This window comes from Burkholderia sp. Leaf177 (genome assembly GCF_001424345.1).
Taxonomy (GTDB): Bacteria; Pseudomonadota; Gammaproteobacteria; order Burkholderiales; family Burkholderiaceae; genus Caballeronia.
Genome location: NZ_LMPF01000023.1, coordinates 496,867 through 521,449 on the forward strand (window position 1 = coordinate 496,867; position 24,583 = coordinate 521,449).

Annotated in this window: 24 protein-coding genes; 9 read left to right on the forward strand and 15 right to left on the reverse strand. The window is 60.5% G+C overall.

Going from position 1 to position 24,583, the window contains the following annotated elements:
* Positions 1 to 130 precede the first annotated feature (130 nt).
* Positions 131 to 1,228 carry a YVTN family beta-propeller repeat protein gene (locus ASG35_RS23275; RefSeq protein WP_056363268.1) on the forward strand — a complete coding sequence of 366 codons (1,098 nt, stop codon included), beginning with the start codon at positions 131 to 133 and terminating at the stop codon, positions 1,226 to 1,228.
* Positions 1,229 to 1,240: 12 nt separating this feature from the next.
* Here the strand turns inward: ASG35_RS23275 and ASG35_RS23280 are convergent, their stop codons facing one another.
* Complete coding sequence (locus ASG35_RS23280; RefSeq protein ID WP_056363835.1) at positions 1,241 to 3,547, reverse strand: TonB-dependent receptor; 2,307 nt, start codon at positions 3,545 to 3,547, stop codon at positions 1,241 to 1,243.
* A gap of 176 nt (positions 3,548 to 3,723) precedes the next feature.
* Between ASG35_RS23280 and ASG35_RS23285 the strand changes: the two genes are divergently transcribed.
* Positions 3,724 to 4,782: a sensor histidine kinase gene (locus ASG35_RS23285; RefSeq protein WP_056363272.1), complete on the forward strand. Its 1,059-nt coding sequence runs from the start codon at positions 3,724 to 3,726 to the stop codon at positions 4,780 to 4,782.
* Here the strand turns inward: ASG35_RS23285 and ASG35_RS23290 are convergent.
* The 11 genes from ASG35_RS23290 to ASG35_RS23340 all read right to left on the reverse strand — a co-directional run bounded on the left by ASG35_RS23290 (position 4,698) and on the right by ASG35_RS23340 (position 15,905).
* A complete protein-coding gene (locus tag ASG35_RS23290) occupies positions 4,698 to 5,414 on the reverse strand; it encodes a response regulator (RefSeq protein WP_056363274.1) in 717 nt (238 codons plus the stop codon). The two genes, ASG35_RS23285 and ASG35_RS23290, sit on opposite strands and share 85 nt — an antisense overlap.
* Positions 5,411 to 6,589: a pyrroloquinoline quinone biosynthesis protein PqqE gene (gene pqqE, locus ASG35_RS23295; protein WP_235527681.1), complete on the reverse strand. Its 1,179-nt coding sequence runs from the start codon at positions 6,587 to 6,589 to the stop codon at positions 5,411 to 5,413. The genes ASG35_RS23290 and pqqE overlap by 4 nt, the downstream gene beginning before the upstream one ends.
* Positions 6,586 to 6,858, reverse strand: coding sequence for a pyrroloquinoline quinone biosynthesis peptide chaperone PqqD (gene pqqD, locus ASG35_RS23300; RefSeq protein ID WP_056363280.1), 273 nt, complete (start codon positions 6,856 to 6,858; stop codon positions 6,586 to 6,588). The genes pqqE and pqqD overlap by 4 nt, the downstream gene beginning before the upstream one ends.
* Positions 6,855 to 7,604, reverse strand: coding sequence for a pyrroloquinoline-quinone synthase PqqC (gene pqqC / locus ASG35_RS23305; RefSeq protein WP_082508588.1), 750 nt, complete (start codon positions 7,602 to 7,604; stop codon positions 6,855 to 6,857). Before pqqC ends, pqqD begins: the two co-directional genes overlap by 4 nt.
* A 30-nt stretch (positions 7,605 to 7,634) precedes the next feature.
* Positions 7,635 to 8,555 (reverse strand): pyrroloquinoline quinone biosynthesis protein PqqB, encoded by a 921-nt coding sequence (gene pqqB, locus ASG35_RS23310; protein ID WP_056363282.1) that lies wholly within the window; start codon positions 8,553 to 8,555, stop codon positions 7,635 to 7,637.
* A gap of 25 nt (positions 8,556 to 8,580) precedes the next feature.
* On the reverse strand, positions 8,581 to 9,147 hold the full coding sequence (locus ASG35_RS23315; RefSeq protein ID WP_056363284.1) for a cytochrome b: 567 nt from the start codon (positions 9,145 to 9,147) through the stop codon (positions 8,581 to 8,583).
* Between the two features lie 49 nt (positions 9,148 to 9,196).
* Positions 9,197 to 10,021 carry a formylmethanofuran dehydrogenase subunit C gene (locus ASG35_RS23320; protein ID WP_056363285.1) on the reverse strand — a complete coding sequence of 275 codons (825 nt, stop codon included), beginning with the start codon at positions 10,019 to 10,021 and terminating at the stop codon, positions 9,197 to 9,199.
* Complete coding sequence (gene fhcD / locus ASG35_RS23325) at positions 10,018 to 10,959, reverse strand: formylmethanofuran--tetrahydromethanopterin N-formyltransferase (protein ID WP_056363287.1); 942 nt, start codon at positions 10,957 to 10,959, stop codon at positions 10,018 to 10,020. Before fhcD ends, ASG35_RS23320 begins: the two co-directional genes overlap by 4 nt.
* Before the next feature lie 13 nt (positions 10,960 to 10,972).
* Complete coding sequence (locus tag ASG35_RS23330) at positions 10,973 to 12,661, reverse strand: formylmethanofuran dehydrogenase subunit A (protein WP_056363289.1); 1,689 nt, start codon at positions 12,659 to 12,661, stop codon at positions 10,973 to 10,975.
* Positions 12,658 to 14,022 carry a hypothetical protein gene (locus tag ASG35_RS23335; protein ID WP_056363292.1) on the reverse strand — a complete coding sequence of 455 codons (1,365 nt, stop codon included), beginning with the start codon at positions 14,020 to 14,022 and terminating at the stop codon, positions 12,658 to 12,660. The genes ASG35_RS23330 and ASG35_RS23335 overlap by 4 nt, the downstream gene beginning before the upstream one ends.
* A gap of 1,172 nt (positions 14,023 to 15,194) precedes the next feature.
* Positions 15,195 to 15,905, reverse strand: coding sequence for a HisA/HisF-related TIM barrel protein (locus ASG35_RS23340; protein ID WP_056363296.1), 711 nt, complete (start codon positions 15,903 to 15,905; stop codon positions 15,195 to 15,197).
* Between the two features lie 10 nt (positions 15,906 to 15,915).
* On the opposite strand from ASG35_RS23340, the gene ASG35_RS23345 reads away from it, so the two are divergent.
* Genes ASG35_RS23345 through ASG35_RS23355 form a run of 3 tightly spaced genes read left to right on the forward strand, consistent with a single transcriptional unit; the run spans position 15,916 to position 18,633 of the window.
* Positions 15,916 to 16,932 (forward strand): ATP-grasp domain-containing protein, encoded by a 1,017-nt coding sequence (locus ASG35_RS23345; protein ID WP_056363838.1) that lies wholly within the window; start codon positions 15,916 to 15,918, stop codon positions 16,930 to 16,932.
* Positions 16,929 to 18,011 (forward strand): hydantoinase/oxoprolinase family protein, encoded by a 1,083-nt coding sequence (locus ASG35_RS23350; RefSeq protein ID WP_056363839.1) that lies wholly within the window; start codon positions 16,929 to 16,931, stop codon positions 18,009 to 18,011. Before ASG35_RS23345 ends, ASG35_RS23350 begins: the two co-directional genes overlap by 4 nt.
* Before the next feature lie 31 nt (positions 18,012 to 18,042).
* Entirely contained in the window at positions 18,043 to 18,633 is a 591-nt protein-coding gene (locus ASG35_RS23355; RefSeq protein WP_056363299.1) for an amino acid kinase family protein, read from the forward strand.
* Position 18,634: 1 nt separating this feature from the next.
* On the opposite strand, the gene ASG35_RS23360 is transcribed toward ASG35_RS23355, so the two are convergent.
* From ASG35_RS23360 to pqqA, 3 genes are all read right to left on the reverse strand, one after another.
* Positions 18,635 to 19,324 carry a (5-formylfuran-3-yl)methyl phosphate synthase gene (locus tag ASG35_RS23360; RefSeq protein WP_056363300.1) on the reverse strand — a complete coding sequence of 230 codons (690 nt, stop codon included), beginning with the start codon at positions 19,322 to 19,324 and terminating at the stop codon, positions 18,635 to 18,637.
* Between the two features lie 17 nt (positions 19,325 to 19,341).
* Complete coding sequence (locus ASG35_RS23365) at positions 19,342 to 19,965, reverse strand: DUF447 domain-containing protein (protein WP_056363842.1); 624 nt, start codon at positions 19,963 to 19,965, stop codon at positions 19,342 to 19,344.
* A gap of 134 nt (positions 19,966 to 20,099) precedes the next feature.
* On the reverse strand, positions 20,100 to 20,174 hold the full coding sequence (gene pqqA, locus ASG35_RS32480) for a pyrroloquinoline quinone precursor peptide PqqA (RefSeq protein ID WP_013342881.1): 75 nt from the start codon (positions 20,172 to 20,174) through the stop codon (positions 20,100 to 20,102).
* Between the two features lie 384 nt (positions 20,175 to 20,558).
* Here pqqA and ASG35_RS23375 point away from each other — a divergent pair, with 384 nt between their 5' ends.
* From ASG35_RS23375 to ASG35_RS23390, 4 genes are read left to right on the forward strand one after another with little or no spacing between them, the layout of a single operon-like run.
* On the forward strand, positions 20,559 to 22,049 hold the full coding sequence (locus ASG35_RS23375) for a ribulose-bisphosphate carboxylase large subunit (protein WP_056363303.1): 1,491 nt from the start codon (positions 20,559 to 20,561) through the stop codon (positions 22,047 to 22,049).
* A gap of 27 nt (positions 22,050 to 22,076) precedes the next feature.
* Positions 22,077 to 22,490 (forward strand): ribulose bisphosphate carboxylase small subunit, encoded by a 414-nt coding sequence (locus ASG35_RS23380; RefSeq protein WP_056363844.1) that lies wholly within the window; start codon positions 22,077 to 22,079, stop codon positions 22,488 to 22,490.
* A 13-nt stretch (positions 22,491 to 22,503) separates the two neighbouring features.
* Complete coding sequence (gene cbbX / locus ASG35_RS23385; protein WP_056363306.1) at positions 22,504 to 23,439, forward strand: CbbX protein; 936 nt, start codon at positions 22,504 to 22,506, stop codon at positions 23,437 to 23,439.
* 23 nt (positions 23,440 to 23,462) lie between these two features.
* Entirely contained in the window at positions 23,463 to 24,560 is a 1,098-nt protein-coding gene (locus ASG35_RS23390; RefSeq protein ID WP_056363309.1) for a class 1 fructose-bisphosphatase, read from the forward strand.
* The last annotated feature ends 23 nt before the right edge of the window (positions 24,561 to 24,583 follow it).

The following is a 24,583-nucleotide window of genomic DNA, read 5'->3' on the forward strand; positions in this document are numbered from 1 at the left end:
CTCCCGCCCTCATCCATTGTCAACACGCCGCTCGATGGGCTAAGTTGACCATGTCGTGGCAACGTGCCGATGCATCGGCATGTTCCTGAAAGCTCAAGCGACGAACCAATAAAAACAAGCGGAGACGATCATGCAATCGAAGAAAGCGGCGGCGCGGCTGGCGCTTGCATCGGTGACGACGTTTAGTGCGGCTGTTGCGCTGGCCGCCGCGCCGGTTGCGTATGTGTCGAGCGAAACGGGCGGCGTTGGGGTTATCGATCTGGATCAGATGACGATCGCCAGAACCTTCGCCGTGGGCGACGACGGTCCGCGCGGCCTGAGCCTCACCGACGACGGCACGCGCCTGCTCGTCGCGAACAAGAAAACGGCTGACCTTTCTGAAATCGATACCGCCACCGGCAAGGTCGTGCGCCGCGTGAAAATCGGTCAGAATCCGGAGTTCGTGCGGGTGTATCGCGGGTATGCGTATGTGACATACGAGCCCGGCGAAAACGGCGGTCCGCCCAAAGGAGCCGAAGGGCCTCCGGGAGCATCGGGAGCGGCCGGAGCATCGGGCGGAGCCGCAGGCCACGGCAAGGACGATGACGACGCCAACAGCCCGCCGGCGGAGATCGCGATTGTCGACTTGAAGACACTGCGCGTCATACGCTCGGTGAAGAGCGGGCACGAGACGGAGGGCGTTGAATTTTCCGCCGATGGCAAGGAGTTGCTCGTCACCAACGAGGGCGATGACACCGTGTCGGTCTATCACGTGGTTACGGGCAAGCCGATGCGCGGCATCAAACTCGATCATGGTTCGCGGCCGCGCGGCATCAAGCGTTCACCCGATGGCAAGCAGTACGTGGTGACGCTCGAGAACACGAACAAGTTTGTCGTACTCGACGCGCGCAGCCTCAAGCCGGTGAAAACCGTCGATACAAAAATGGGCCCGTACGGCGTTGCGTTTGATCCATCGGGTAAGCATTTGCTGGTCGCGGCGGCGCGCGGCAAGACGCTTCAGGTTTTCGATGCCACGTCCTACGATCACGTCAGCGACGTGCCCGTGGGTCAGCGCTGCTGGCACTTCAGCTTCACGCCGGACGGATCCAAAGTGTTGCTTGCGTGCGGCCGGTCGAACGCGGTGTATGTGCTCGATGCAAGCAGCTATCAGACAGTCAAGCAGATCGAAGGCTTGCCGTTGCCCTGGGGCGTCGTCACTTATCCGCGAAGCTCGGGGTCGATCGAGTAGTTCGGTTAAAACTTATTTCCACGCGTATCGCAATCCAACCCATGCGCCTCGCGGCGCACCGATCCCAAGGAATTGCTCGTTGACGGGATTGGCGCCATCGAAGGTATGGTTTGCGCCGTTGAAGAAGTTTTGGCCGAGGATGGCGAAGCTTGCATAGTGCTTGTTGAGCAGGTTCGTCACGCTCGCGAACACCTGAAGCTGCTTCGTGATGTTGTAGGTCGTGTCCAGGTCGATCAGGAAATACCCTGCAATCTTTCCGTTCACATCCTGATTGTCTTCATCGCCGCGAGCAAAGATGGTGCCCCTGTACGTCAGGTTGCTGCCCACATTCCACTTCGGCGTGGCCGCGTAATCGAGCCGCAGCTTGACCGTATTTTGCGGAATGCCCGGAATGCGGTCGCCCTTGTGCACGGTGATGTTGCCATCGGCGTCCGCGCTCGAATTGCTGGCGCTGCTTTCAGTCCACGTCGAGCGATACGTCGCGTCCACGTAGCTGTAACTCGCGCTCACGCCAACCGGTCCGTATTGCGTGCGCCCGGCAAGCTCGAAGCCCTGGCGCTGAGTCTTGCCCACGTTCTGGAAAAAGCCGAGCGTGCTCGCCGCGCCGTTGCTGCTAACGAACTGGATGTCGTTATCGAGCGTTGTCCGGTAGATCGCGGCGCTCCATGTGGTCGCGTGTCCGAGTTGCCCGCGCGCGCCAATTTCGAATGTCTTCGATATCACCGGCTGCAGCGCCGGGTCCGCAATAAAGTCGTTGGGCAGCGAACAAGGCGAGGCCGGATCGGCGCAAGCAAGCTCGATAGCCGTTGGCGAGCGCATGCCTTCGTTATACGTGGCATAGGCCGTAAACGTGGAGGTCGGATTCCAGTTCACGCCGACCGCCGGGTTGAAGCGCGAGAACGTATGGTTGCCATCGAGCAAGGGCTGCACGCCGCTTTCATCGCCGATGACAGACTTCGACCAGTTATAACGCCCCGCCAGCGTCAGCGACCATTGCTGCGTGATCGACAACGTGTTTTCGAAGTACACGCCGAAGTTCTGATTGCGCGTGGCGGCGTCGGTCTGAGGCTGGAATCCGCCGATACCCATGGTCGCGCGTGAATCCGTGAACTCGGCATCCTGCGACGATTGCGTGAAGTGCGAGTTGGCGAAATCCGCCGCCACGCCCGCGACGAACTGGTTGTCGTAGCCGGCGAGCTTGCCGAGCAAGGTCATCTGCAGGCTTGCGCCGTAGCTGTCGGTGACGATCACGGATTGATCGTTGGTCGCTTGCAGCGTGTTGACGTTGCCGTCGTCATCGACCGTGCCGAAGTCGTCGTTCACGTTGCTGCTGACATTCGTGTTCCGATAATGCCGGTAGTACACGTTGCCGCTCAACTCCAGGTTCGGCGTGAAATAATGTTCGCCCGAAAAGGTCAGGTAGCCGACGCTGTTGTGGTTCTGGTCGGGGAATGTATAAGCCTGTTTGCGGTTATCCAGGAACGAGCGCGGAATGGTTTGCGAACCCTGCAAGGTGTTGTCGGCGCCGCCCATGGATAGCGACAGGGTGGTGTCGGCGTCGGTGTAGCGCAGCTTGCCGAACGCCTGGCGCATGCGGCTGGAATTGTGGTCGGCCCAGCCGTCGTCGTTGGTTGCGTTGGCGGTGAAGTAGTAGTCGAGGTTGCTGCCGATCACACCGCCTTGCTGGATCTGCGCGGTCTTGCGTCCCCATGATCCCGCCGATATTTCCGCTTCGCCGCCCGGATTGCTGCGGCCGTTTTTTGTGGTGATCGCGAGCGCGCCGCCAAGTGTGTTCAGGCCGAATGTCGGGTTGGATCCGGGGATCAACTGGATGGTGTTGATGGCCGCTTGCGGGATCAAGTCCCAGTTGACGACGTCGCCGAAAGGCTCGTTGACACGCACGCCGTCGAGGAAAACCGATAAACCTTGCGGTGTACCGAGCAACGGCGATGCGGTGAAGCCGCGATAGTTGATATCGACCTGGGACGAATTGCCTTGTGCCTCGTTGATATCGACGCTCGTCAGGTTGCTTGCGAAGTAGTCCGTGAGCGTGGCACGATGTTGCTGGTCGATGTCCCGTCCGCGAATGGTTTGCACGTTGGCGGGCACATGTTCCAGCGGCGTGCCGATGCCAAGCAGCGGCGTTGTTCCGATCACGACGATCGGCGCGAGTTGCGTGACCGCCGTGTCCGATGCCGCTCCTGGCGCCGCCGCTTCCTGCGCCCAGCTCGTGGCACTCAGGCCAGCCAGCGCGCCGCCGAAGCACAAAATCCGCACGCGGCCGTAGCAAAAAAGCCGCGCGAAGGGACGCTTGTTCATGGTTGTCTCCTGCCGTTTATCGTTATCGATTTGCATCTTCGGTGCAGTAGATGAAAGCGTCCCACAAGATGCACCCGATGCCATCGGGAAGACCTCCCGATTTCGTAAGGAACCTTTCCCAACCCTTGTTTTAGAGGCGCGACGCGAACGCGCGCGCTGAGTAGAATGAGAGCGCCATGCGACCCGATCCTCAACCCGACTCCACGACTTCTTCCACGAGCGAGCGCCCGTCCCGCTCGGCGGCGTGGCGCGATCTCGTTTGCGTGTTTGCGCTGACCATACTCGCGGCGCTGATATGCATGCGATTCGAAGTCGGCGAGCTGACGTATTCCCTGACGCGCCGCTTCGAACGTTTTCAACTCGATGAATTTCCGCCCACGCTGGTCGTCTTTGCTATCGGGCTTGCGTGGTTTTCATGGCGCCGGTATATCGAGTCGCAACGCGAATTGCTGCATCGCCGCGCGCTCGAAGAGAAGGCTGAGCGTCTGCTTGCAGACAACCGGCGGCTCGCAAGCGAAAGCATTGGTGCGCAGGAAAACGAGCGTCGTCACCTTGCGCGCGAACTCCACGACGAACTCGGCCAATACCTCAACGCGATCGCACTGGATGCCGGACGCATACGGGATCTTTCGACTCACGGCGAACCCGAGGTTCATCGGTTGTCGCTCGCGGTCATGCAAAGTGCAAGCACCGTCTACAAGCAGATTGGCGGCATGATCCGGCGCTTGCGACCCATCGGTCTCGACGAATTCGGCTTGCCGAGCGCGCTTGAACATTGCGTGGAAAGCTGGCGCGAGCGCTTGCCGCAAGCGTCGTTCACGCTGACCGTCGACGGCGACTTCGCTAATCTGGCAGATGTCGTGAACATCACGCTTTATCGGCTGGTGCAGGAAGGGCTGACAAACGTGTCGAAGTTCGCGAGGAATTCGCGGGTGGAGATTTATTTGGTTCGGACTTCAGACGATAAACACGCAAGCCACGGCGAGATCGTGGTGACCATGACCGACGACGGTCCGGGGATCGATCTGACAAAACCGCGTGCGGGACTTGGGTTGATCGGCATGCGCGAACGTGTCGAGGCGCTCGGCGGCGAATTTCATGTCGCGAGCCAGCCGGACAGCGGGTTTCTTTTTTGCGCGCGCGTACCGGTTCAGGCCGGATTGCCCGGGCTGAACGAACCGAGCGATCCAAGGGATCCAAGCGAACTCGCGGAACTGGCGAAATCGGAGAAATGAAGACCCAGGCGATTCGCCATCTGCGCGAGTTGCACGCCGTTATCCGCGCCGAATTTTTGCCGGATCACCGATTGATGGTTGGCTACGGTCTTTTGGCTCAGGCCCAGTCTTTCCGCGATGCTCGGCAATGTATAGCCTTGCACGAGCAAGCGCAGCACCTCGAATTCACGCGCCGATAACTGCCGTCCCGGCGGCCCTTCCTGGAAAGTCTCGCGCAACGCGAGCGCCTGCGAGATGTCGGGGCTCAGATAACGCGCGCGTCTGGCGACGGCGCGCACGCCTTCCACCAGGACGTCGGGCGCGCTTGCTTTCGTCACGTAGCCGCGCGCGCCGGCATCGAGCGCGCGCCGCACGAAGATGGTCTCCTCATGCACGCTGAAGATCAGCACATGGGCGTCGGGCTCGCGTGCGAGCATGCGCCGCATTGCCTCGATACCGCTCGCGCCCGGCAACGCAAGATCCATCACCACCACGTCCGGTTTCAACGTGCAGAAGCGCTGGTAGGCTTGCGCCGCGTCGGCGGCTTCACCCGCCACGCTGATGTCGGGACTGAGCTCCAGCAAACGCCGGTAACCTTCGCGCACGACCGCGTGGTCATCGACGAGAAGAACACTGATATCCGCGATAGTCATTTGCGTGCTCCCGCAAGAACGGCGACGTCATGATGTTCGGGCTCGCCGCGTTCCTTCGATGCCGCCAGCCGGCGAGAATTGCTGTCGTTGCGAAACACGATTGGATGCTCTTCGGGCTCGCGTTTTTCCGCGGCCTTTCTCACCACGTTGATCACCATTTCGTGATGGGGTGATTTATCGCAGACCGGGTCCGCGTTCGCCGGGTCGCCCGTGAGCAGATAAGCCTGGCAACGGCAACCGCCGGCATCGATGGTTTTCTCTTCGCAACTGCGGCACGGCTCTTTCATCCAGTCGAAACCGCGAAAGCGATTGAACGCATCGCTTTCGTACCAGATGTCGCGTACCGATGTGTCCTTGACGTTCGGAAAGCTCAGGCCGGGAAGCGAGCGCGCGGTGTGACACGGCAGCGCGGCGCCGTCGGGCGCGACGCCCAGGAACACCGAGCCCCAGCCGTTCATGCATTTCTTCGGACGCGTCTCGAAGTAGTCGGGTACGACGAAGTAGATCTTGCAGCGATGCCCGATCTTCTCTCGGTATCGCTCGACCACGGCTTCGGCTTCTTTCAGTTGCTCCGCTGTCGGCATCAGTTGCGCGCGGTTCGCGTGCGCCCAGCCGTAGTACTGCGTGTTCGCAAGCTCGAGATATTCGGCTCCCATCTCAAGCGCCATGTCGATGATCTTGTCCACATGCGGCAGGTTGTATCGATGAAGCACGCAGTTCAGGACCATCGGGAAGCCATGCGCCTTGATTGATCTGGCGACGCGGTTCTTCAGGTCGAACGTGCGCGTGCTGCTCAAGAAGTCGTTGAGTTCCTGAGTCGAATCCTGGAACGACAACTGGATGTGATCGAGTCCGGCGTCCTTCAATGCGTCGAGTCGTTTGTCGGTCAGGCCAATACCCGACGTAATCAGGTTTGTGTAGAAACCGAGTTGCCGTCCTTCACGAACGAGCACTTCGAGGTCATCGCGCAGCAGCGGTTCACCGCCCGAAAAACCGAGTTGCGCAGCGCCGAGCGCGCGTGCTTCGCGCAGCACGCCGATCCATTGGTCGGTCGTGAGTTCGCTGCTGTGGTCTGTGTAATTGACGGGGTTGTAGCAGAACGCGCAGTGCAGCGGGCACCGGTAGGTAAGCTCCGCGAGCAGCCACAGCGGCGGCGCAACGACGTTGGCGGTCATGACGCTTCCTCCAGCCATCCGCGCCGCCCGGCCTCGGCAATGAACAGCCTTACTTCGTCGCCGAGATCCTGCGTGTTGAACGCTTGCTGCAAGTCGGCGATCAACGTGTCGATATCGCGTGTGCCATCACAGCGTTTCAAGATTTCGCCGGCGCTTTGATTGAGCTTCACCATGCCTTCGGGATAAAGCAGCACATGCGCGTCCTGCGCCGGCTCCCATTGCAGCCGGAAGATTCCCTTGAGCTTGAGCAGAGGCGTGGGCGATGTCATTGCGGAAAGGCCTTTTCTATGGCGTCGAGCATCGACCACAAGATGTCGAGTTTGAATTGCAGGATCTCGAGCGCGCGTTCCTGCTGCTCGCGCGTCTGGAAGTAATCGAGCGTCACTTGCAGGCCGTGTTCGACGTCGCGCTGCGCCAATGAAATACGCGAGCGGAAATACGTGAGGCCGTCGGCTTCGATCCATGGATAACACGTGGGCCACGTTGCAAGCCGGTCCTTGTGGATTTGCGGCGCGAAAATTTCCGTCAGCGATGAACACACGGCTTCTTGCCACGGCGCGCGGCGCGCGAAGTTGACGTAGGCATCGACGGCGAATTTCACGCCCGGCGCCACGTGTTCCAGCGACCAGAGTTCGCCGCGTGTCAGCCCGACTGCATCGCCCAAGCGCGCCCATGTTTCGATGCCGCCTTCGTCGTCGCCATAACCGTCGTGATCGAGAATTCGCAAGACCCAGCGCCGCCGGGTTTCGCGATCCGGACAATTCGACATCACCGCTGCGTCCTTCAGCGGAATGTTGATCTGATAATAAAAACGGTTCGCGACCCAGCCGCGAATCTGTTCGCGCGAACAGCCGCCTTCGTTCATCTTCACGTTGAATGGATGATGAATATGGTAAGCCGCGCCCTTCGCGCGCAATTGTGCTTCGAACTCTTCGCGCGTCCAGGGAGTCGGGCTTGCATCTCGCGTTACTTCAAGATTCGCTTCTTGATTTGCTGCATGAGTCGGGCCGTTCACATGTTTCTCCTGCAAAGTGCTGATGCATGTTCAAAGATCGAATGACATGCCGTCGAACGCGACTTCTATGCCGTGCTCCGCGAGCCGCCGCCGTTCGGGACCGTCTTCAATCAGGATGGGATTCGTGTTGTTGATATGAATGAGGACCTTGCGCACGCCCGCACGTTCGATGGAATCGAGCACCTCGATCATGCCGCCCGGACCTGTCTGCGCGAGATGACCCATGTCGGCGGCGGTCTTTTTCGACAGGCCGAGTTCGATCATTTCGTCCGGCGTCCAGAGCGTGCCATCCACGAGCAGCAGGTCCGCGCCGTTCATCGCTTCGAGTACGTGCGGTTCGAGTGCGCCGAGGCCGGGCGCGTAGAACGCGCGCTTGCCCGTGGCTTCGTTTATGAACGTCAGCCCGATGTTGTCGCCGCGTTGCGGTGCCGCGCGATGTGGCGAGTAGGGCGGCGCCTTGCTCGACAACGGCAACGCTTCAATGCGGATTCCGGGTAGCGCGGGAATGCCGAACGACGATCCGTCGAGCGGGACCGTATGGCGTTCGACGCCGCAGTAATGCGCGAGTATCGATACAACCGGCAAGCCCGTGCTCAGGTCTTGCAGGACGGCGTCGGTTACATAGAGTGGCAGGGGCGTGTCGCGCTCTCGCAGCATCAGCAAGCCGGTGACATGATCGATCTGCGCGTCCATGGTGATGACCGCGGCAATGCCGCTGTCGCGCGCGCGCCGCGCCGGCTGCAGTTCCGGATGCGCCGCGATTTGCGCGAGCAGATCGGGAGACGCGTTCACGAGCAGCCAGTCGTCGCCCGTCGCGCTGACAATGATCGATGACTGCGTACGACGCTTGGCACTGACCGTACCGTTGCGCACGCCGGCGCAATTGCGGCAATTGCAATTCCACTGCGGAAACCCGCCTCCCGCCGATGAACCCAGCACCTTGATTTTCATTAGCCGCGTTCCTCGATAAAAATTCTCATGGCAGCATTCTCGCCATCAGCCCGTCGCGATCGACTAGCTGATGTTTCAATGCGCCCGCCACGTGTAATGCGATCAATGCGATCAAAGCCCATGCGCAGATTTCATGAATGGTGAAAAAGATCTTGCGCAAGCCGGGATCGTCCCAGCCCCACATTGGCAGCGCAATGCCCCACAAGCGCGTGCCGAATTTGTTGAACGACGAACCCAGATATCCGGTCAGGGGCATTCCAATCATAGCGATGTATAAAAGACCCTGCGTCATGCTCGCGGCGGCGCGTTGCCACGCTTGCATCGGCGGAAGCGGCGGCCTGCCTGCGACCAGACGTACCACGATGCGAATCAGCACAAGCAGGAAAACGGTCATCCCGAGCGATTTATGGAAGTTGATCAGGCTCGACTTAAAAGGCAGGCCTTTCGGCAACGCGACCATGTAGAGACCAATGCCGAGCATCGCGATGATTGCGAGTGCGATGAGCCAGTGCAGGACGATCTGAGCGCGGGTATAGCGCTGCGCGCCGGCGCCGGTTTCGAGCGTCGCTGCATGCGGATGCGCGGTGTTCATGGCGTCTCCTTCGCTCTTGGTCTCGAGGTCTCTCACATTACGCCGAATGTCATGATTCCACGATCAGCACTTCTCCGCGTCCGTCCACGGCAAGATCGCCAGCATAGCGGCGCGGCAGCGTGTCCGCACGGAAGCCGGAGAACGGCGCGAGTTCCGTCGCGAGCGAGCGCGTCAGCAAGCGCCAGAACACGTCGAAACCGCGGCCGCCATCGGTGAACGTGGGGGGAATCCGCTCGGGCGCCTGGGCCAGCAACACCGTGCCGCGCCGCATGCCGTAGCCGAGATTCGCGCCGGTTTTCCCCGCGATACCGATCGTTCCCGCAACGAGCCGCGACGCCGCGCATTCCCCGGCATCGCCGCCGACCAGCACGAGGCCGCGTCGCATGCGGTCGCAGAGGCGCGCGCCGGCGTTGCCGTGGACAGTCAGTGTGCCGCCAGTCATGCCTTCCATGTCGCCCGGCAATGCGCCCGCTGTGAAATCGCCCGCATTGCCGCCGAGCGTCAAGCGGCCACCTTTCATCTGGCAGCCGGTGAAGTGGCCGGCGTCGCCATCGATTCGCAGCATGCCGCCCGCCATTTGAAAGCCGGTGTAATCGCCGGCGGAACCTTGGACATCGATACAACCTTGCGTCATCTTCGCGCCCAGCCGGTCCAGCCAATGCACGTCGCCTTCAATGACGAGAGCCGGATCGGTTTCATCGTCCGAGCGAGAGACGTCGAAAACATCGCCGACCGCGCGGCTTTCATTGCTTGCAGGCAACACGAGACGCGCGATTTCATCCGCCGATAACGCCACCAGCGCCGCCGGCAATAACCGGTCGGCGTTGATGCGAAAACCGGGTGCATTCCGGACACGCAGCGTGATCGTGGTCATGCGCGCCTCCCGGCCACGTCTGCTGCGAGCTGGTGCAAATGGAAGTGATACGGGCCCAGTTTGCCGCCATAGTTTCCCGCCGATACCCGCAGCACGCCCGCCGCGCGCCCAAGCTCCACGGCGGCTGCAATGCCTGCAGTCATCGCAGCGCCAACGTCGGCATCGGTCAAGCCGTCGATCACGATTTCCAGCACGCAGCCTACGTCGGCATCCAGTTCACTCTTCCTCGACAAACCGGTCAGCGTCGGGCAAAACGCATCGTTTGTCGATGCAGGCGCTGCAGCATATTTCGAGCCTACTTTCGAACCCGAGCGCACGACGCCGCCCGGAAACGGCATGATCACGTTCGGCAGGCGGCGCATGGCGGCAACGGCGGTTTCGGCGACGCGCAACGCGCTGCCGGTATCGCGGGCGAGAAACAGCAGGTTGCCGCCGCCGACCGCCTTCACGGTGACGGTGCTTTCCTCGCAGACGAACTCGCCGTCCATGACCGGGACGCGCCAGTATCGTGTGCCGCCGATCATCTTTGAAATTTGCCAGCCATCGCCAAAAAAGCGCAGGCCGCTGCCAAGAGGCGCGTTGTCGGAAAGCGGCGCGCGGCTCGTAGCGGGATCGATACCGCTAAACACAGCCGTGGTCGGACACGTCAGCACGCACTGGCCGACGCGCCGCTCGACTTGCTTGGCTAGTTCTTTTGTCGATACCGCGAACATCAGCACGGCGATTCCGGGCCGGCCGTCGGGTGTTTCGTCGGCAGTCAGAACACGCTCGATACCCGCCTCGCAACCGCATCCGATCACAGACGTCGCAAAACCCGTCAGCGATTGCGCCGCGTGCTGCGCCCAGACAGGCGTATGCGCGGTGATGATGAGGCGCGTCGCCTTCATCGGGAAGGCTTCGGCAAAGGTATCGTCGATGAGTGTGTCGTTGATTTGCATGGGCGTGTACGCGCTACGCCCCGCTCAGGCATGCAACCGGCAGCAAGCGGCCGCCGCGGCAACACGCGCAGATTTCGTCGTCGCTGATGGCGACATTCGCCGGATTGCCAACCAGGTTCGCGGCGGCGTACGCCTTCAGCGTCTTCTCTATTCCGCGATCGAATTCCGGCGACACGTAATGGATCCCGCCCGTTGGCGTTGCGATCAGCGTGCCGTCGCGCGCGACGAGTTGCCCGTCCTTGAACACATACGCCGGCGACGTGAACATGCGCTCCTTGTCCGCATGTTCGCGATACACCGCGATATCCGCCGCCGCGCCCACGCCTAGATGTCCGCGGTCGTTGAGTCCGAGCAGACGCGCGGGTCCCGCGCGCGTGATGATCGCTATGTCGTAGAGCGAGAACTCGCGCTTCAGTTCGGACAATGCGCTTGCAACCTGCGCTTCGGGATTCAGCGTCGCGAGTTGTTCGTCGCGAAAGCCCTTGTCCATCAGAAGGCGAATCAGATGCGGATAGCTCGTGAACGGTCCGCCGTTGGGATGATCGGTTGTCATCGATACGCGCCACGGGTCTTCGATCAGCAAGAAGATTTCCAGTCCGATAATCCATTGCAGCGCGTTCACATAACTCTGCTCGCGATATTTGAACGGCACGATTCCGCATCCCGCGTCGCATTCAATGTCGCCGACAATCCACTTCTTCGGATTGCCCAGCGGCGCGTTCTTGAATTGCATCATGGTGTCGCCGGAAGCGGTGACGGTCTGCCCGAAAATGATCTGCCCCACATCGATAGACACGTTCGGCCGCGCATTCACCGCCTCAGCAATCGCCATCGCGCCCGATGAAAACTTGCGCGGCCCATCCACGCCATAGCTATGAAACTGGATGTGCGTCAGGTGAATCGGCAGGCCATCGGCGGCGTCCATGGTTGCGATCGTCGAGTCGATATTGCCCGGCACGCCGAGATTGCTTGCGTGAACATGAAGCGGATGCGGCACGCGCAAATCAGTCAGCGCGCGCGTCAACGTGTGGAGCACATCGCGCGGCGTGATGCCGTAATGAACATGCTGTTCGTCCACATTCAATGAACGCTGGTTGAACTTGAACGCCGAGATGCCGCCGGGGTTGACCACCTTCACGCCGAGCGCCTTGCTTGCATGCATCGTCCAGCCGACGTAATCACGCAGGCGCTCGTAACTGTCGCGTTCGGCGAGTAGTTGCAGGAACAGTTCGTCGTTGCCGAGCATCACGTATGCGCCGTGATCGATGATCGGCGTGTCGCCCATTTCCAGGTGCGTGTGGCGCGCGTTGGACGGCATCATCGCGGGTTCGAATGCGGCCGTGTAACCCATCTCCGCGTATCGATATCCGGTCGCAAGCGTGCCGGGCGTGCAGACGCCGCACGAGGGCAGTTTCAGATAGCGGCCGTCGGCGCCCGGAGGTTCATCGGCTGCGCTTGCGTTGCGATGATCTTCCGGCAGAAGCAAGCGCGACAGATTGGTTTTGCCGCCGCCAATGTGCGAATGCAAGTCGATACCACCCGCCATCACGACCATGCCCTCGGCGTCGAAATCGTGATCGATTGCGGCGCCGGGTTCTTCGGCAACGATACGTCCGTCGCGCAGATAGAGGTCGCGGCGTTCGCCGTTGACGCGGTTCGCCGGGTCGTAGAGCGTGCCTCCTTTAAGCCGCGTCAGGCTCATGTCGGACTCCCGGCGTTCGCCGATGTGGCGAATGCTTCGTGCAGGCGCTCGGCGATAAACGCAACCGTTGGCAGTTCGCTTTTGCGCGTTGCAGTGAGCGATGCAACCACGGAGCCATCGATACGAAAAACGTGTCCGCCCGTGTCGATTCCCGGCGTCGCGACCGGGATGAACACCGTTGGTGCCGTGCGTTTACTTATCCGATTTTTTAGCGCCGGATGTCCCAGCACGATTACCGGGATGTCATCGGAAAGTGCTTGTGGCAAGGGCTCTGGTTGATACGCCGATACCCAAAGCAACGCATCGACTTCGCGCGTTTTTAGAAGCCGGCTCGTTGCATAACGCGTTGCATCGTGATCGAGTGGCGGCTCGCCGTGAAGACGCGTCGACATGGACACGCGCGTGCGCAAGGGAAAGCCCGAGAGCCACGTCACGGCCTGATTGACCGTCAGCGCGCCGTCATCGCCGCCAAGTGCCAGGGCGCCCGCACGCGTGGTCCAGTTCATGGCCTTGACGATGCGGTTCAACGCTTCTATCAACAGCGCCGCATGCGGTCCGGGCAGCGCCGCGGGTTCGTAGATCACGGCCGTGTAGCGCGCGGCGTTCACGCGATCCACCAGTGATGCGAGCGTTTGGGACGTGGTTGTATCGCTGAACGATGCAGCGTCGCGGCCCTCCATCAGCGCCGACCAGATGGCGAGAAGATCGAACGGATCGGCGTCTTTCAGGACGCACTGCGAACTGATGTTCTGCAGATTATCGGCGGCGGGATCGGGATCGCAGCCGACGAAAATCAGCTTGCGCGGTTGGTCCGTGCCGCCGAGCACGCGTTCGTAAAACCGCGGATATTTCGCCGATGGCGTGCTTCGGAACACGATCAGCAGATCGGCTCGAGCGCGAATCTCGGAGAGTGTGGTGAGGAACGCGCCGCGATCCTGCAATGCCGCATTCGATGCCGCCATTGCATCGCCATGAAGATGATCGAGGATCGCACCGCAATCGGCGGCAAAGGGATAGAGCGCGCGGACGCCGGCGACGTCGGTGGCGAGTCCGCCGAAGAGCGGGCGCCTGGTGCCTTGCAATATATCGATGACGCGGGTTAGCGCTGAGTCGAGGTCGGTGTCGGTGTTATCGATCGATGGGGTTGGTGGCAGGTTGCCGGCGAACCATGTGAGTGCTTGGGTGAGGCGCGGGCAGTGGGTGTCGGGGGCGCTGAGGGTGCCGTCATCGTGGACGATGGTTGTGATGTCATCGCAGAGCAGCGGGCAAAAGGGGCATGTCCAGTCGTGGACGCCCGGCGTGGCGGGTGACCTGATGGCCTGCGTTCCGGTGTTCAGCGTGGGGGCGGGCGAATGGGGCATGGGGCGTTTAGTGCAAAGTCCATGCCGGTTGGGGGTGCTGGGTTTAGCCTCCCAGCGGGCTTGCTCTTATTGCGATGGCGGTGGGTGGGGGTGGGTGTTGTTTCTTGCCAGAGGGCGCACAGATTGTGCATTGCCGGGACAGTGTGTCACGGGGCGGGTTCTGCTTTTTTTAGGTTTCGAGTGTTTCGTTTTGGGTGTGGTGGGTTGTTGCTGCTCAGGCTTTCGCAGGTTCTGTCTTAGCTGATCTCTTTATCACTATTAGCCACTGTCCGTGGCGGAACTTTATTTCACAAGGTTTGACGCTGGCGCTAAGTCCGTAGCAGTTGGGTTTAATGCTGGGTTGTTGCTGCTTAGGTCTTCGCGGTTCTGTCTTAGCTGACTTCTTTAGCACTGTTAGCCACTGTCCGTGGCGGGACTTCATTTCTTTGTCCAACGGCGACAAAGAAACGAAGCAAAGAAAACGCCTCTCAACCGCTAATTCTTAAGTGTCCACAGCGTGCAATGACTACTACGTGGCACGCAAGAAGCACCCTTAGCGCATAACCCCGTCCTGTTGAAACCCTCCCCCTCCGTTCACGGCAACCCACACGCTTCGCCACCAGTGTGGGAATCCACTAACCAGGCCTCCGCGCTGCGCGCGCCAGCGCCAAAATGAAAAGCCGCGGTACTGGCGGCGAAGTCTGCGGTTCAAGATGCTTGGCCTGTTATCGGCTCAACCCTTCGTTAACCGTTGGACGGATTTCCGTATTAATGGATTCCGACACTGGAGGCGAAGCGTGTGGGTATGTGTTGCCGGAGCGGGAGGGTTTCAACTGGTCTGGGTTATGCGCTGAGGGTGCTTCTTGCGTGCCACACGGTTCTCGCTGCACGCTGTGGACACTTAAGAATTAGCGGTTGGAAGGCGTTTTCTTTGCTTCGTTTCTTTGTCGCCGTTGGACAAAGAAATGAAGTCCCGCCACGGACAGTGGCTAACAGTGCTAAAGAGAACAGAAAACAAGAAACCCGCGAAGGCCTAAGCAGCAGCAACCCGGCATCAACCCCGACCGCCACAACACAATCATACGAGCCCACGCATCAAACCCCGTGAAACGAAACCCCGCCACGGTCAGTGGCTAAAGCAACCGACCAGCCCACCTCCGCCCATCCCCTTGGCATAAATATTGTGTAATCAATCAAGATTGATCCACCTTGGCAAAACCAACCCTCCGATCATGAATCGCCGATGCAACAAGCCATCCCGAAGCGCCACTTCCCGCCGCGGCGGACAGATCCCCATCATCCCGGATGCCACCCGCCCCAATCAACTCGCGTGCTCCCGCCCGCTCCCGCACGGCGCCAACCGTCGCCAGATCCGGCCCCTCATAAGCGCCCACCTGATCGAGCGTCATCACAATCACCCGCGACGGCCACCACGATGTATCGGAACAAGCAGCTGGCGCATCCGCCATCAATCGCCCGCCCCGATGATCGAGCGATAACACCGGCTCAAAACCGGCAGATCGAGCGTCACGCAATGCATCGACATTAACGAGCGTCTCAGTGCCAAACACAGGAACAAGCTTGGAAAGACGAGTATCGATCCGATCGAAAACCGCACGCATGGAGGCGAAATCGGTATAGCCCGCGTCGAGCCAGATCTCGACGTCGAGCGCATCGAGCAGCGCAGCAATATGGGCGGCATGATCTTTCTGCCCGAGGATCGCGCCGAGGTCGGCAATGTAGAGCGTGCGCGAACCGGTCGCGGCCAGCAACGCACGCGCGACGTTCAGCGGTTCACTGGTCGCGCACAACAAGGACTTGATGGGCCGGTAGTGTTCGCGCTCACCGCGCACGGCACGAACCGCGTGGCCATCGAGCAGATCGAGTACGGGTATCACTTGCATGGAAGGAACCTTGACCAAGTTATTCGTGTACGAGTATCTCACCGGCGGTGGCATCGACCCGGCACTGGCCGGCGAACCCAGCTTGCTCGATCTCGGCGCGCTGATCGTCGAAGGACGGGCCATGCGCGATGCCCTGGTCGCCGATCTTATCGAACTAGACGGCGTGCAGGTCACGTTCGCCAGCTCGCGCTTCGAAAAAGTGGAGCCGACGCGTTCTCATTGCATCGCGATGCCCGGCGAATCGATCACGGCTTTCGTCGCCCGCGTGGCGCGACAGCACGACCACGCGTGGATCATCGCACCGGAATGCGACGGCCTGTTGCTGCATCTGCACGACTCGGTGGGCGCGGCGCGCTGGCTGGGATGTTCGAAAGAAGCGATCAGAACAACATCGAGCAAAAGCGCAACCGCCGCGTGCCTCGAAGCGCATGGCGTTCAGGTGACGGCCGCGCTCGAACCGGATGCGTTTGCACCGGAGACCGGCGCGGACGTGCGCTGGGTCGTCAAACCCGACGACGGCGCGGGCGGTCTCGATACGTTCGTGTACGACCGCATTGCAGATGCATGCGCCGAGTACGACGCCCGTGCGGCAGCCGGGCGCAACCCTGTGATGCAGCAATGGGTCGATGGCGAGCCGCTGAGCCTCTCGCTCGTATGCAGCGCGCAGGGCATGGAACTCGTCAGTATCAATCGCCAGCGGATCGGTTTGCCGGATGCCGCCGCGATGGGAAAAACCGCGCGCGTGGTCGAGTTCAGCGGAGTCGAAATCAACCAGATCGATAAGCGCAGCGAGCAAGGCGTCGCGCTTGAAACGCTTGCGCGCAAGGTTATATCGGCGATACCGGGATTGCGCGGGTTTGTCGGCATCGACGTGGTCTGGAATGCGCAGCGCGGACCTGTGGTGATCGAAGTGAACCCGCGGCTGACGGCGGCTTATGCGGGTCTTTCGGCGCAACTCGGACGCAATCTCGCAGGCGATTTGCTCAAGGCGCACGGGGTGGCGTGTGCGGCGGGGGCGCGGGCATGAACGCCGATCACGCAATTTTCGGCTGGGACGTGGGCGGTGCGCATATCAAGGTCTGCATGCTCACTGAGTCGGGCGAGCTGCACGATATCGTGCAATGGCCGTGTCCGCTATGGCAAGGGCTCGAACATCTGGAACGGGTTATCGATTCGGTATTCGAGCGATGGCCACGCGCTCGCGGCTCGCATGCGCGACACGCGGTGACCATGACGGGCGAGATGGTCGATCTCTTCGCGGATCGTGCGGAAGGTGTCCGGGTTCTCGTCGATACATTGGCGCAGCGGCTCGGACCGAATACACGGTTTTTCGCGGGCGCGGCGGGCTGGCTGGAAGCGAAGGCTTGCGAGGCGCAATGGCGCGCGGTTGCATCGGCGAACTGGCTGGCGACCGCGCAATGGGTTGCGCACCGTTTGGAAAATGCCGTGCTGATGGACATAGGTAGTACCACGACCGATATTGTGCCTATCGTCGCGGGACGCGTTGCAGCGCGCGGTTGCAACGACGCAACCCGGCTCGTCAGCGGCGAGCTCGTGTATCAGGGCGTCGTGCGCACGCCTTTGTGCGGCGTTGCGCATCGCATTGAATTTCGCGGCGAAGAGGCCAATGTCATGAATGAGTGGTTTGCCACCACAGCCGATGTTTACCGGTTGACGGGTGAACTCTGGCCGGCGCACGATCAGCATGCAAGTGCCGACAACGGGCCGAAGACACTAGTCGCGAGCCGCGCGCGGATCGCACGAACCATAGGACGCGATGCCCGCGACGCCAGCGAAAACGAATGGCGTGATTTTGCTTTCGAATGGCGTGAAAAGCAGATGCGGATCTTGGCGGCAAACCTCGATGGCGTGATCGCGGCGCATCCTGTGTTGCAGCGCTCGCCGCTGGTCGGGGCGGGTTGCGGACGCTTCCTGACAGAAGTTTTGGCGCGCGAAACGGGCAGGGCGTTTATCGATTTCTCCGATCTCGCCGATGCACCCGGCGCCGGCAAGGAGCAGCGCGAATGGATTGCAACGTGCGCGCCGAGCGTGGCCGTTGCGCTTCTCACGCAACATGAAAACACGGTCGCGCATCCGGGCGCTTGAACCAAGTGCAACTCAAAGCGGGGGACATGTCATGTGGGTGGTGAAAATCGGGGGAAGCCTGAGTCACGACCCGGCGCTGCGCGAATGGCTTACCCAGCTTTGGGAAGTGGGCGGCGGACGGGTTGTGATCGTACCGGGCGGCGGGGACTTCGCCGACACGGTTCGCCAGTATCAAAGCGAGTGGCAATTCGGCGACCTTGCCGCTCACAACATGTGTCTGCTCGCGATGGCGCAATACGCAATCCTGATGCAAGGCGTGATGCCGGAACTCGTGCTGGCATCGAATGAAATGCGTATTCGCCGTGCGTTGCGCGATGGCCGCGTTGCAGTGTGGGTTCCGACAGATCTGATGCGCGACAAACCCGACGAGATGACGAACTGGAACACGACATCGGATAGTCTGGCTGCGTGGCTTTCGACCACGCTCAACGCGGAGCGCCTGATGGTGGTCAAGTCATGCGTGGTCGAAGCGGGCACGCCTGTGGAGACGTTGTCCGGCAGAGGCATAGTCGACGCCAGTTTCGCGAAGCACGTGAAGGATGCGAACTACGTTGTCGAGATGTTCAACAAGGGCGACGCAGCATTGATGCGCGAGAGGTTGCTGCATATTCCAGTCGCGTGATTCAGGCGACGGCATGATGATGAAGCGCTTCCGCCCACTGCGCGACGCGCGCGGGATCGAGTCGTGACACGCGACCGTTATTGCATAACGCGGTGCGAAACCCTGCAATGTCCGGCGCAAGTTCGTGAATCAGGGCAAGGTGCGTCCAGTTCATGGAACCCGCGAGGCCCGTCATGCCACCGCTTGCGCGTGCGGTGCGCAAGCATGCCGTGAGCGTCTCCAGATTCACGCAATCAAAAATGGTCTGGCCGGTTTTTTTAGCGGTATCGAAGACGATTCCTGCAAAGCCCAGTTCTGCGGCGAAGCGAACGAGCTCCGGATCGATACCTTCGTCACACAGCAGCACGGGCACTACAGCCGCCGGCAAACTCGCGAGCGTAGTGAGGCAGGCGTGCGCAGCGGGTCCGGGCGTCACGCCGACCTTCACGTAATCCACGCCCGTATTGCTTACTTCTATAACTCGCCGGGTGATCTCGTCGAGCGCTTCCGTGGGGACGTCGCCTATGGTTGCGCTGATCGGCTTGACCGGAAATCGTGCGCGCAACAGGTCCACGATTACCGCGATGTCGTCGATCGACACGCCGCCCAGCGCGCCCGCATCCGGCTCTTTCAAGTCGATCAGATCCGCTCCTGCCTGTGCGGCATCGAGCGCTTCTTCAGACGAACGGACGCTCGCCAGCAATGCGGTCATGTCAGGCTCCGGAAGATTCAGCGCCGCTCGGACGCGGATGTGTCTGGTTCGCGCAGTGCATCACGCGTTGCATCGGATTGCTTAGTGTTTTCCCGATGGCGTGCAACTGCAGCCGTGATCCAGTCCCACGCCATATGTTCCCGCTCACCCGCGGTTTTATCGATGGCAATCTGAAGGTATGCCATTTCGTTGTCGACCTTGTCGGCGGGCAACATGAAGAGCCGGCTGACGAGAATCGCACCTTCGACAACCGCGCTCTGCGCACGATTGAACCCTTCAAACGGACCATGCGTTTCGCGATAAACACGCTTCAAACGCAGCACCGGGCGCTGTGGATCGTCATGAAGAGAATCCAGTTCGAGTTCGGTATGTGCAAGCGAATCTGCAAGACGCACGCTATTCACTAAGGTGGCGGGAAGTGTCTGCCAGTCCTTTTTGGATCCTGTCACGCAGCCCGCGAAAACGCGGACATCGGTCGTGAAATTGATGACGGCCGCACGCGTCGCGATGATGTTGTCGAGTGTCGCCGACGGACGGAACGGCGCGAGGATCGCCAGCCCGTCTTCGAAGCGCACGCCCATGGGCGCGATGTGAGGCCGGCCGTCGCGCGCCGCGGTCGTGACGATGGTTTCGTGGATCATGGCGGAAACGCTGGTCAACGCAGCGCGCTCAGGGCCGGCGGTTATGACGTTGAAAAGACTTTGAATCGATATTGCATGAAACGAACAACCGTGAAAGCCGCGCGTCAGATTTAAGCTAACGGCGGCGCCAGCGCTTAACGCGTTGCGATATACATCGTGATTTCGAAACCAAAACGCATATCGGTATAGCTCGGGGTTGTCCACTGCATAGTCGTCTCCATCAAGTTGTCCAACGGATACCGGCGCAGCGACGCTTTCGCGCGCGTACCGGCAACTTCCTCAATGCAAACACCGTGCCTGGCAAACACAGCCCGCACAGGCGCCTGTTTGAAGCGCATACCGAACAGCGCGACGGGTAGATGGCAGATTTTGCCGGCGGAATTTACCGCGCAACGTGCACACCTGACTGTCGCGGTTCTGCATCAAAGTGTCCCACGTCCTCGTTGATGACGTCCTCAGGGTGTTCCCGACGTTAACGGATTGCTTAAGCCTGGCGAAGAGAATCGTGAATTCCTCTTGCCACGGGTCGCGCCTACATTGCATTCACAGCGCAAGCATTTCCCCACGCTGCCCCAAACCATCGAGGAAACGCTATGAACGAGTTCACCCAGGCCGCGGTCGCGCCGGCATCCACGACGCAGCCCACCCGTTCCCGCTATTCCGCGGGCGTCATGAAGTATCGCGAGATGGGTTACTGGCAGCCCGATTACGTTCCGAAAGATACCGATGTCATCGCGCTCTTTCGCATCACCCCGCAAGCGGGCGTCGAGCCCGAGGAAGCAGCGGCCGCGGTTGCAGGGGAATCATCGACGGCGACATGGACCGTGGTCTGGACGGATCGTCTTACCGCTTGCGACATGTATCGGGCAAAGGCGTATCGCGTCGATCCGGTGCCTTCATCGAGCAGTGCAGAGCCGCAGTTCTTTGCGTATATCGCTTATGAACTCGATCTGTTCGAAGAAGGGTCGGTGGCGAACCTGACGGCGTCGATCATTGGCAATGTGTTCGGGTTCAAGCCGCTCAAAGCGCTGCGTCTGGAAGACATGCGCATGCCGGTCGCTTATCTCAAGACATTCCAAGGGCCGCCGACTGGCATCGTGGTAGAACGCGAACGGCTCGACAAATACGGACGTCCGCTGCTCGGCGCAACGGTCAAGCCGAAGCTCGGGCTCTCGGGCAAGAACTACGGACGCGTCGTGTATGAAGGGCTGAAAGGCGGCCTCGACTTCCTCAAGGACGACGAAAACATCAACTCGCAAGCGTTCATGCACTGGCGCGACCGCTACCTCTTTTCAATAGAAGCCGTGAATCGCGCGCAAGCCGCGACGGGCGAAGTGAAGGGCCACTATCTAAACGTCACTGCTGCAACTATGGAGGACATGTACGAACGCGCCGAGTTCGCCAAGGAGCTCGGGTCGTGCATCGTGATGATCGATCTTGTGGTCGGCTGGACGGCAATCCAGTCGATGGGCAAATGGGCGCGCAAGAACGACATGATCCTGCATCTGCATCGCGCGGGACATGGCACATATACGCGGCAACGCAATCACGGCATTTCGTTTCGCGTGATTGCGAAGTGGCTGCGCATGGCAGGCGTGGATCATGCACATGCTGGCACGGCGGTCGGCAAGCTCGAAGGTGATCCGCTTTCGGTACAGGGTTATTACAACGTGTTGCGCGATTCGACCAATGCAGTGGATCTGTCACGCGGCATCTTCTTCGAACAATCGTGGGCGGGTTTGCGCAAGGTGATGCCGGTTGCGTCGGGCGGCATCCACGCCGGGCAAATGCACCAGTTGCTCGATCTCTTCGGCGACGACTGCATTCTTCAATTTGGTGGCGGCACGATTGGTCATCCGGGCGGAATCCAGGCGGGCGCGGTGGCGAATCGCGTGGCGCTCGAATGCATGGTGAAAGCACGCAACGAAGGCCGCGACATTGCGAATGAAGGGCCGGACATTCTTGAGAACGCGGCGCGCTGGTGCACGCCTTTGAAGCAGGCGCTCGATACATGGCGCGACGTGAGTTTCAACTATGCATCGACAGATACGCCCGATTTCGCCACCACGCCGACACCGGCCTGAACCCATACCTTGAACGAGAGGCACGTCATGCGAATCACCCAAGGCACGTTTTCATTTCTTCCCGAGCTCAACGACGAAGAAATTCGCTTGCAGATCGACTATGCGTTACAGCAGGGTTGGGCATGTTCGGTGGAATACACCGACGACCCGCATCCGCGCAATACCTATTGGGAAATGTGGGGCCTGCCGATGTTCGACCTGAAGGACGGAGCGGGCGCGATGATGGAAGTCACTGCATGCCGCAACGCTAATCCGCAGCACTACATCAAGGTCAACGCGTTTGATTCAGTGCGCGGCTTCGAGACCATGCGCCTTTCTTTCATCGTGAATCGTCCTGACCATGAACCGGGCTTCCGCCTCGAACGGCAGGACGCGCAGGGCCGCGTTCAGCACTACGCAATAAAAGCCTATTCGCTGGATCAACCGCCTGCCCATAACTGACAAGGAGCCGGACATGTCGTTAGCCGTCGCCGACTCGCCAGTGCTTGAATCCGCGCAACCGGCCGTCGATCTCGTCGAGTTGTTTCGTCAGTCGACGGTCGGCGAGGTGCTCGCTGAACTGGATCGTGATCTCGTGGGATTGACGCCCGTGAAGACGCGTATAAAGGAGGTCGCGGCACAACTGCTGGTGGAGCGCGCGCGCGAAACGCTTGGCATTGCGAGCGGCGTGCCTACCTTGCACATGTGCTTTTCTGGCAATCCTGGCACGGGCAAGACGACCGTTGCGCTGCGCATGGCCGACGTGTTGTTCAGGCTCGGCTATATCCGGCGCAAGCATCTTGTTTCGGTTACGCGCGACGATCTCGTGGGTCAGTACATTGGCCATACGGCGCCCAAGACCCGCGAAGTGCTTAAGCGCGCGATGGGCGGCGTGCTTTTTATCGATGAAGCGTATTACTTGTACCGTCCCGAGAACGAGCGGGATTACGGGCAGGAAGCCATCGAGATCCTGTTGCAGGTCATGGAGAACCAGCGGTCTGATCTGGTAGTGATTCTTGCGGGCTACGAGCAGCGTATGGAAACCTTCTTTCAAAGCAATCCGGGTTTTCGATCGCGCATTGCGCATCACATTACGTTCCCTGATTACGACATCGCCGAGTTGCTCGACATTGCGGAAGGCATGCTTTCGCGCATGCATTACAGGCTCGACGCCGAAGCGCGCGCCGCGTTCGAGGACTATCTCGCGCGCCGTATTCGCCAGCCGAATTTCGCGAACGCGCGCTCGATACGTAACGCGCTGGACCGCGCGCGCTTGCGCCAGGCGAGCCGTATTTTCGCCGATGCAATGCAAGGCGCCGGGCCGTCGAGTTCCGACGCGCTGACCTTGTTGTCCGCCGCCGATATTCGCGCGAGCCGCGTGTTCGATACGCCGCCGCCCAGACCCGCTTGATCACAACTTCCCAGGAGCGCGCCATGCTGGACGGACGGACAACACTTTCCAAATTTCTTATCGATACGCTCGATCGCAGTCCATCGCCAGTTCAGGCAAGCGGTCTCTCCGCGTTGCTGATTGATGTCGCCGCTTCGATCAAGACCATTTCCGCGCAGTTGACGAAGGGCGCGCTGGGCGGCAACTACGGATCGGCATCGAGTATCAACACGCATGGTGAAGAGCAGAAGAAGCTCGATATCGCGACCAACGAGATCTTCTTGCAACATTGCGAATGGGACGGCTTGCTTGCGGGCATGGTGTCCGAAGAAATGAACAACGTGTACACGATTCCGCCCGGTTATCCACGCGGCGAATATCTGCTGGCCTTCGATCCGCTCGATGGATCATCGAATATCGATATCAATGGCGTGGTCGGTTCGATATTTTCGGTGCTGAGAATCTCCGGCGACGCAAAGACCGATACGGCAATCCACGACGCGTTCCTGCGACCTGGCCATGAACAAGTGGCCGCGGGTTATGCGGTCTATGGTCCATCGACAATGCTCGTTATTTCGGTTGGCAACGGCACGCACGGGTTCACGCTCGACCGCGAGGTCGGCAACTTCGTGCTGACACATTCGGACATCCGCATTCCCGAAGACACTTGCGAGTTCGCGATCAACGCATCGAACGAACGCTTCTGGGAACCGCCTGTCCGCCGCTACGTGCAGGAGTGCAAGGACGGCCGCAGCGGTTGCCGCGAACGCGATTTCAACATGCGCTGGATTGCTTCGATGGTCGCCGAGGTCCACCGCATCCTGATGCGCGGCGGCGTCTTCATGTACCCGCGCGACTTCAAGACGCCCGCAATGCAAGGCCGCCTGCGTTTGCTTTATGAAGCGGGCCCGATGAGCTTCCTGGTCGAGCAAGCCGGCGGCATGTCCATTACTGGACGCGATCGCATTCTCGACGTGCTGCCTCGCGCTTTGCATGAACGTGTGCCCGTGATCCTCGGATCGAAGAACGAAGTCGAGCGCATTGCGCGCTATCACGCCGACTACGATCGCGGCGAGGACAAGCCTTTTACGTCGCCGCTCTTCAACACACGGTCTCTGTTCCTGCCCGAAGCGCCGGTCTGAGCGAACCCTGATCCGGACAAGAA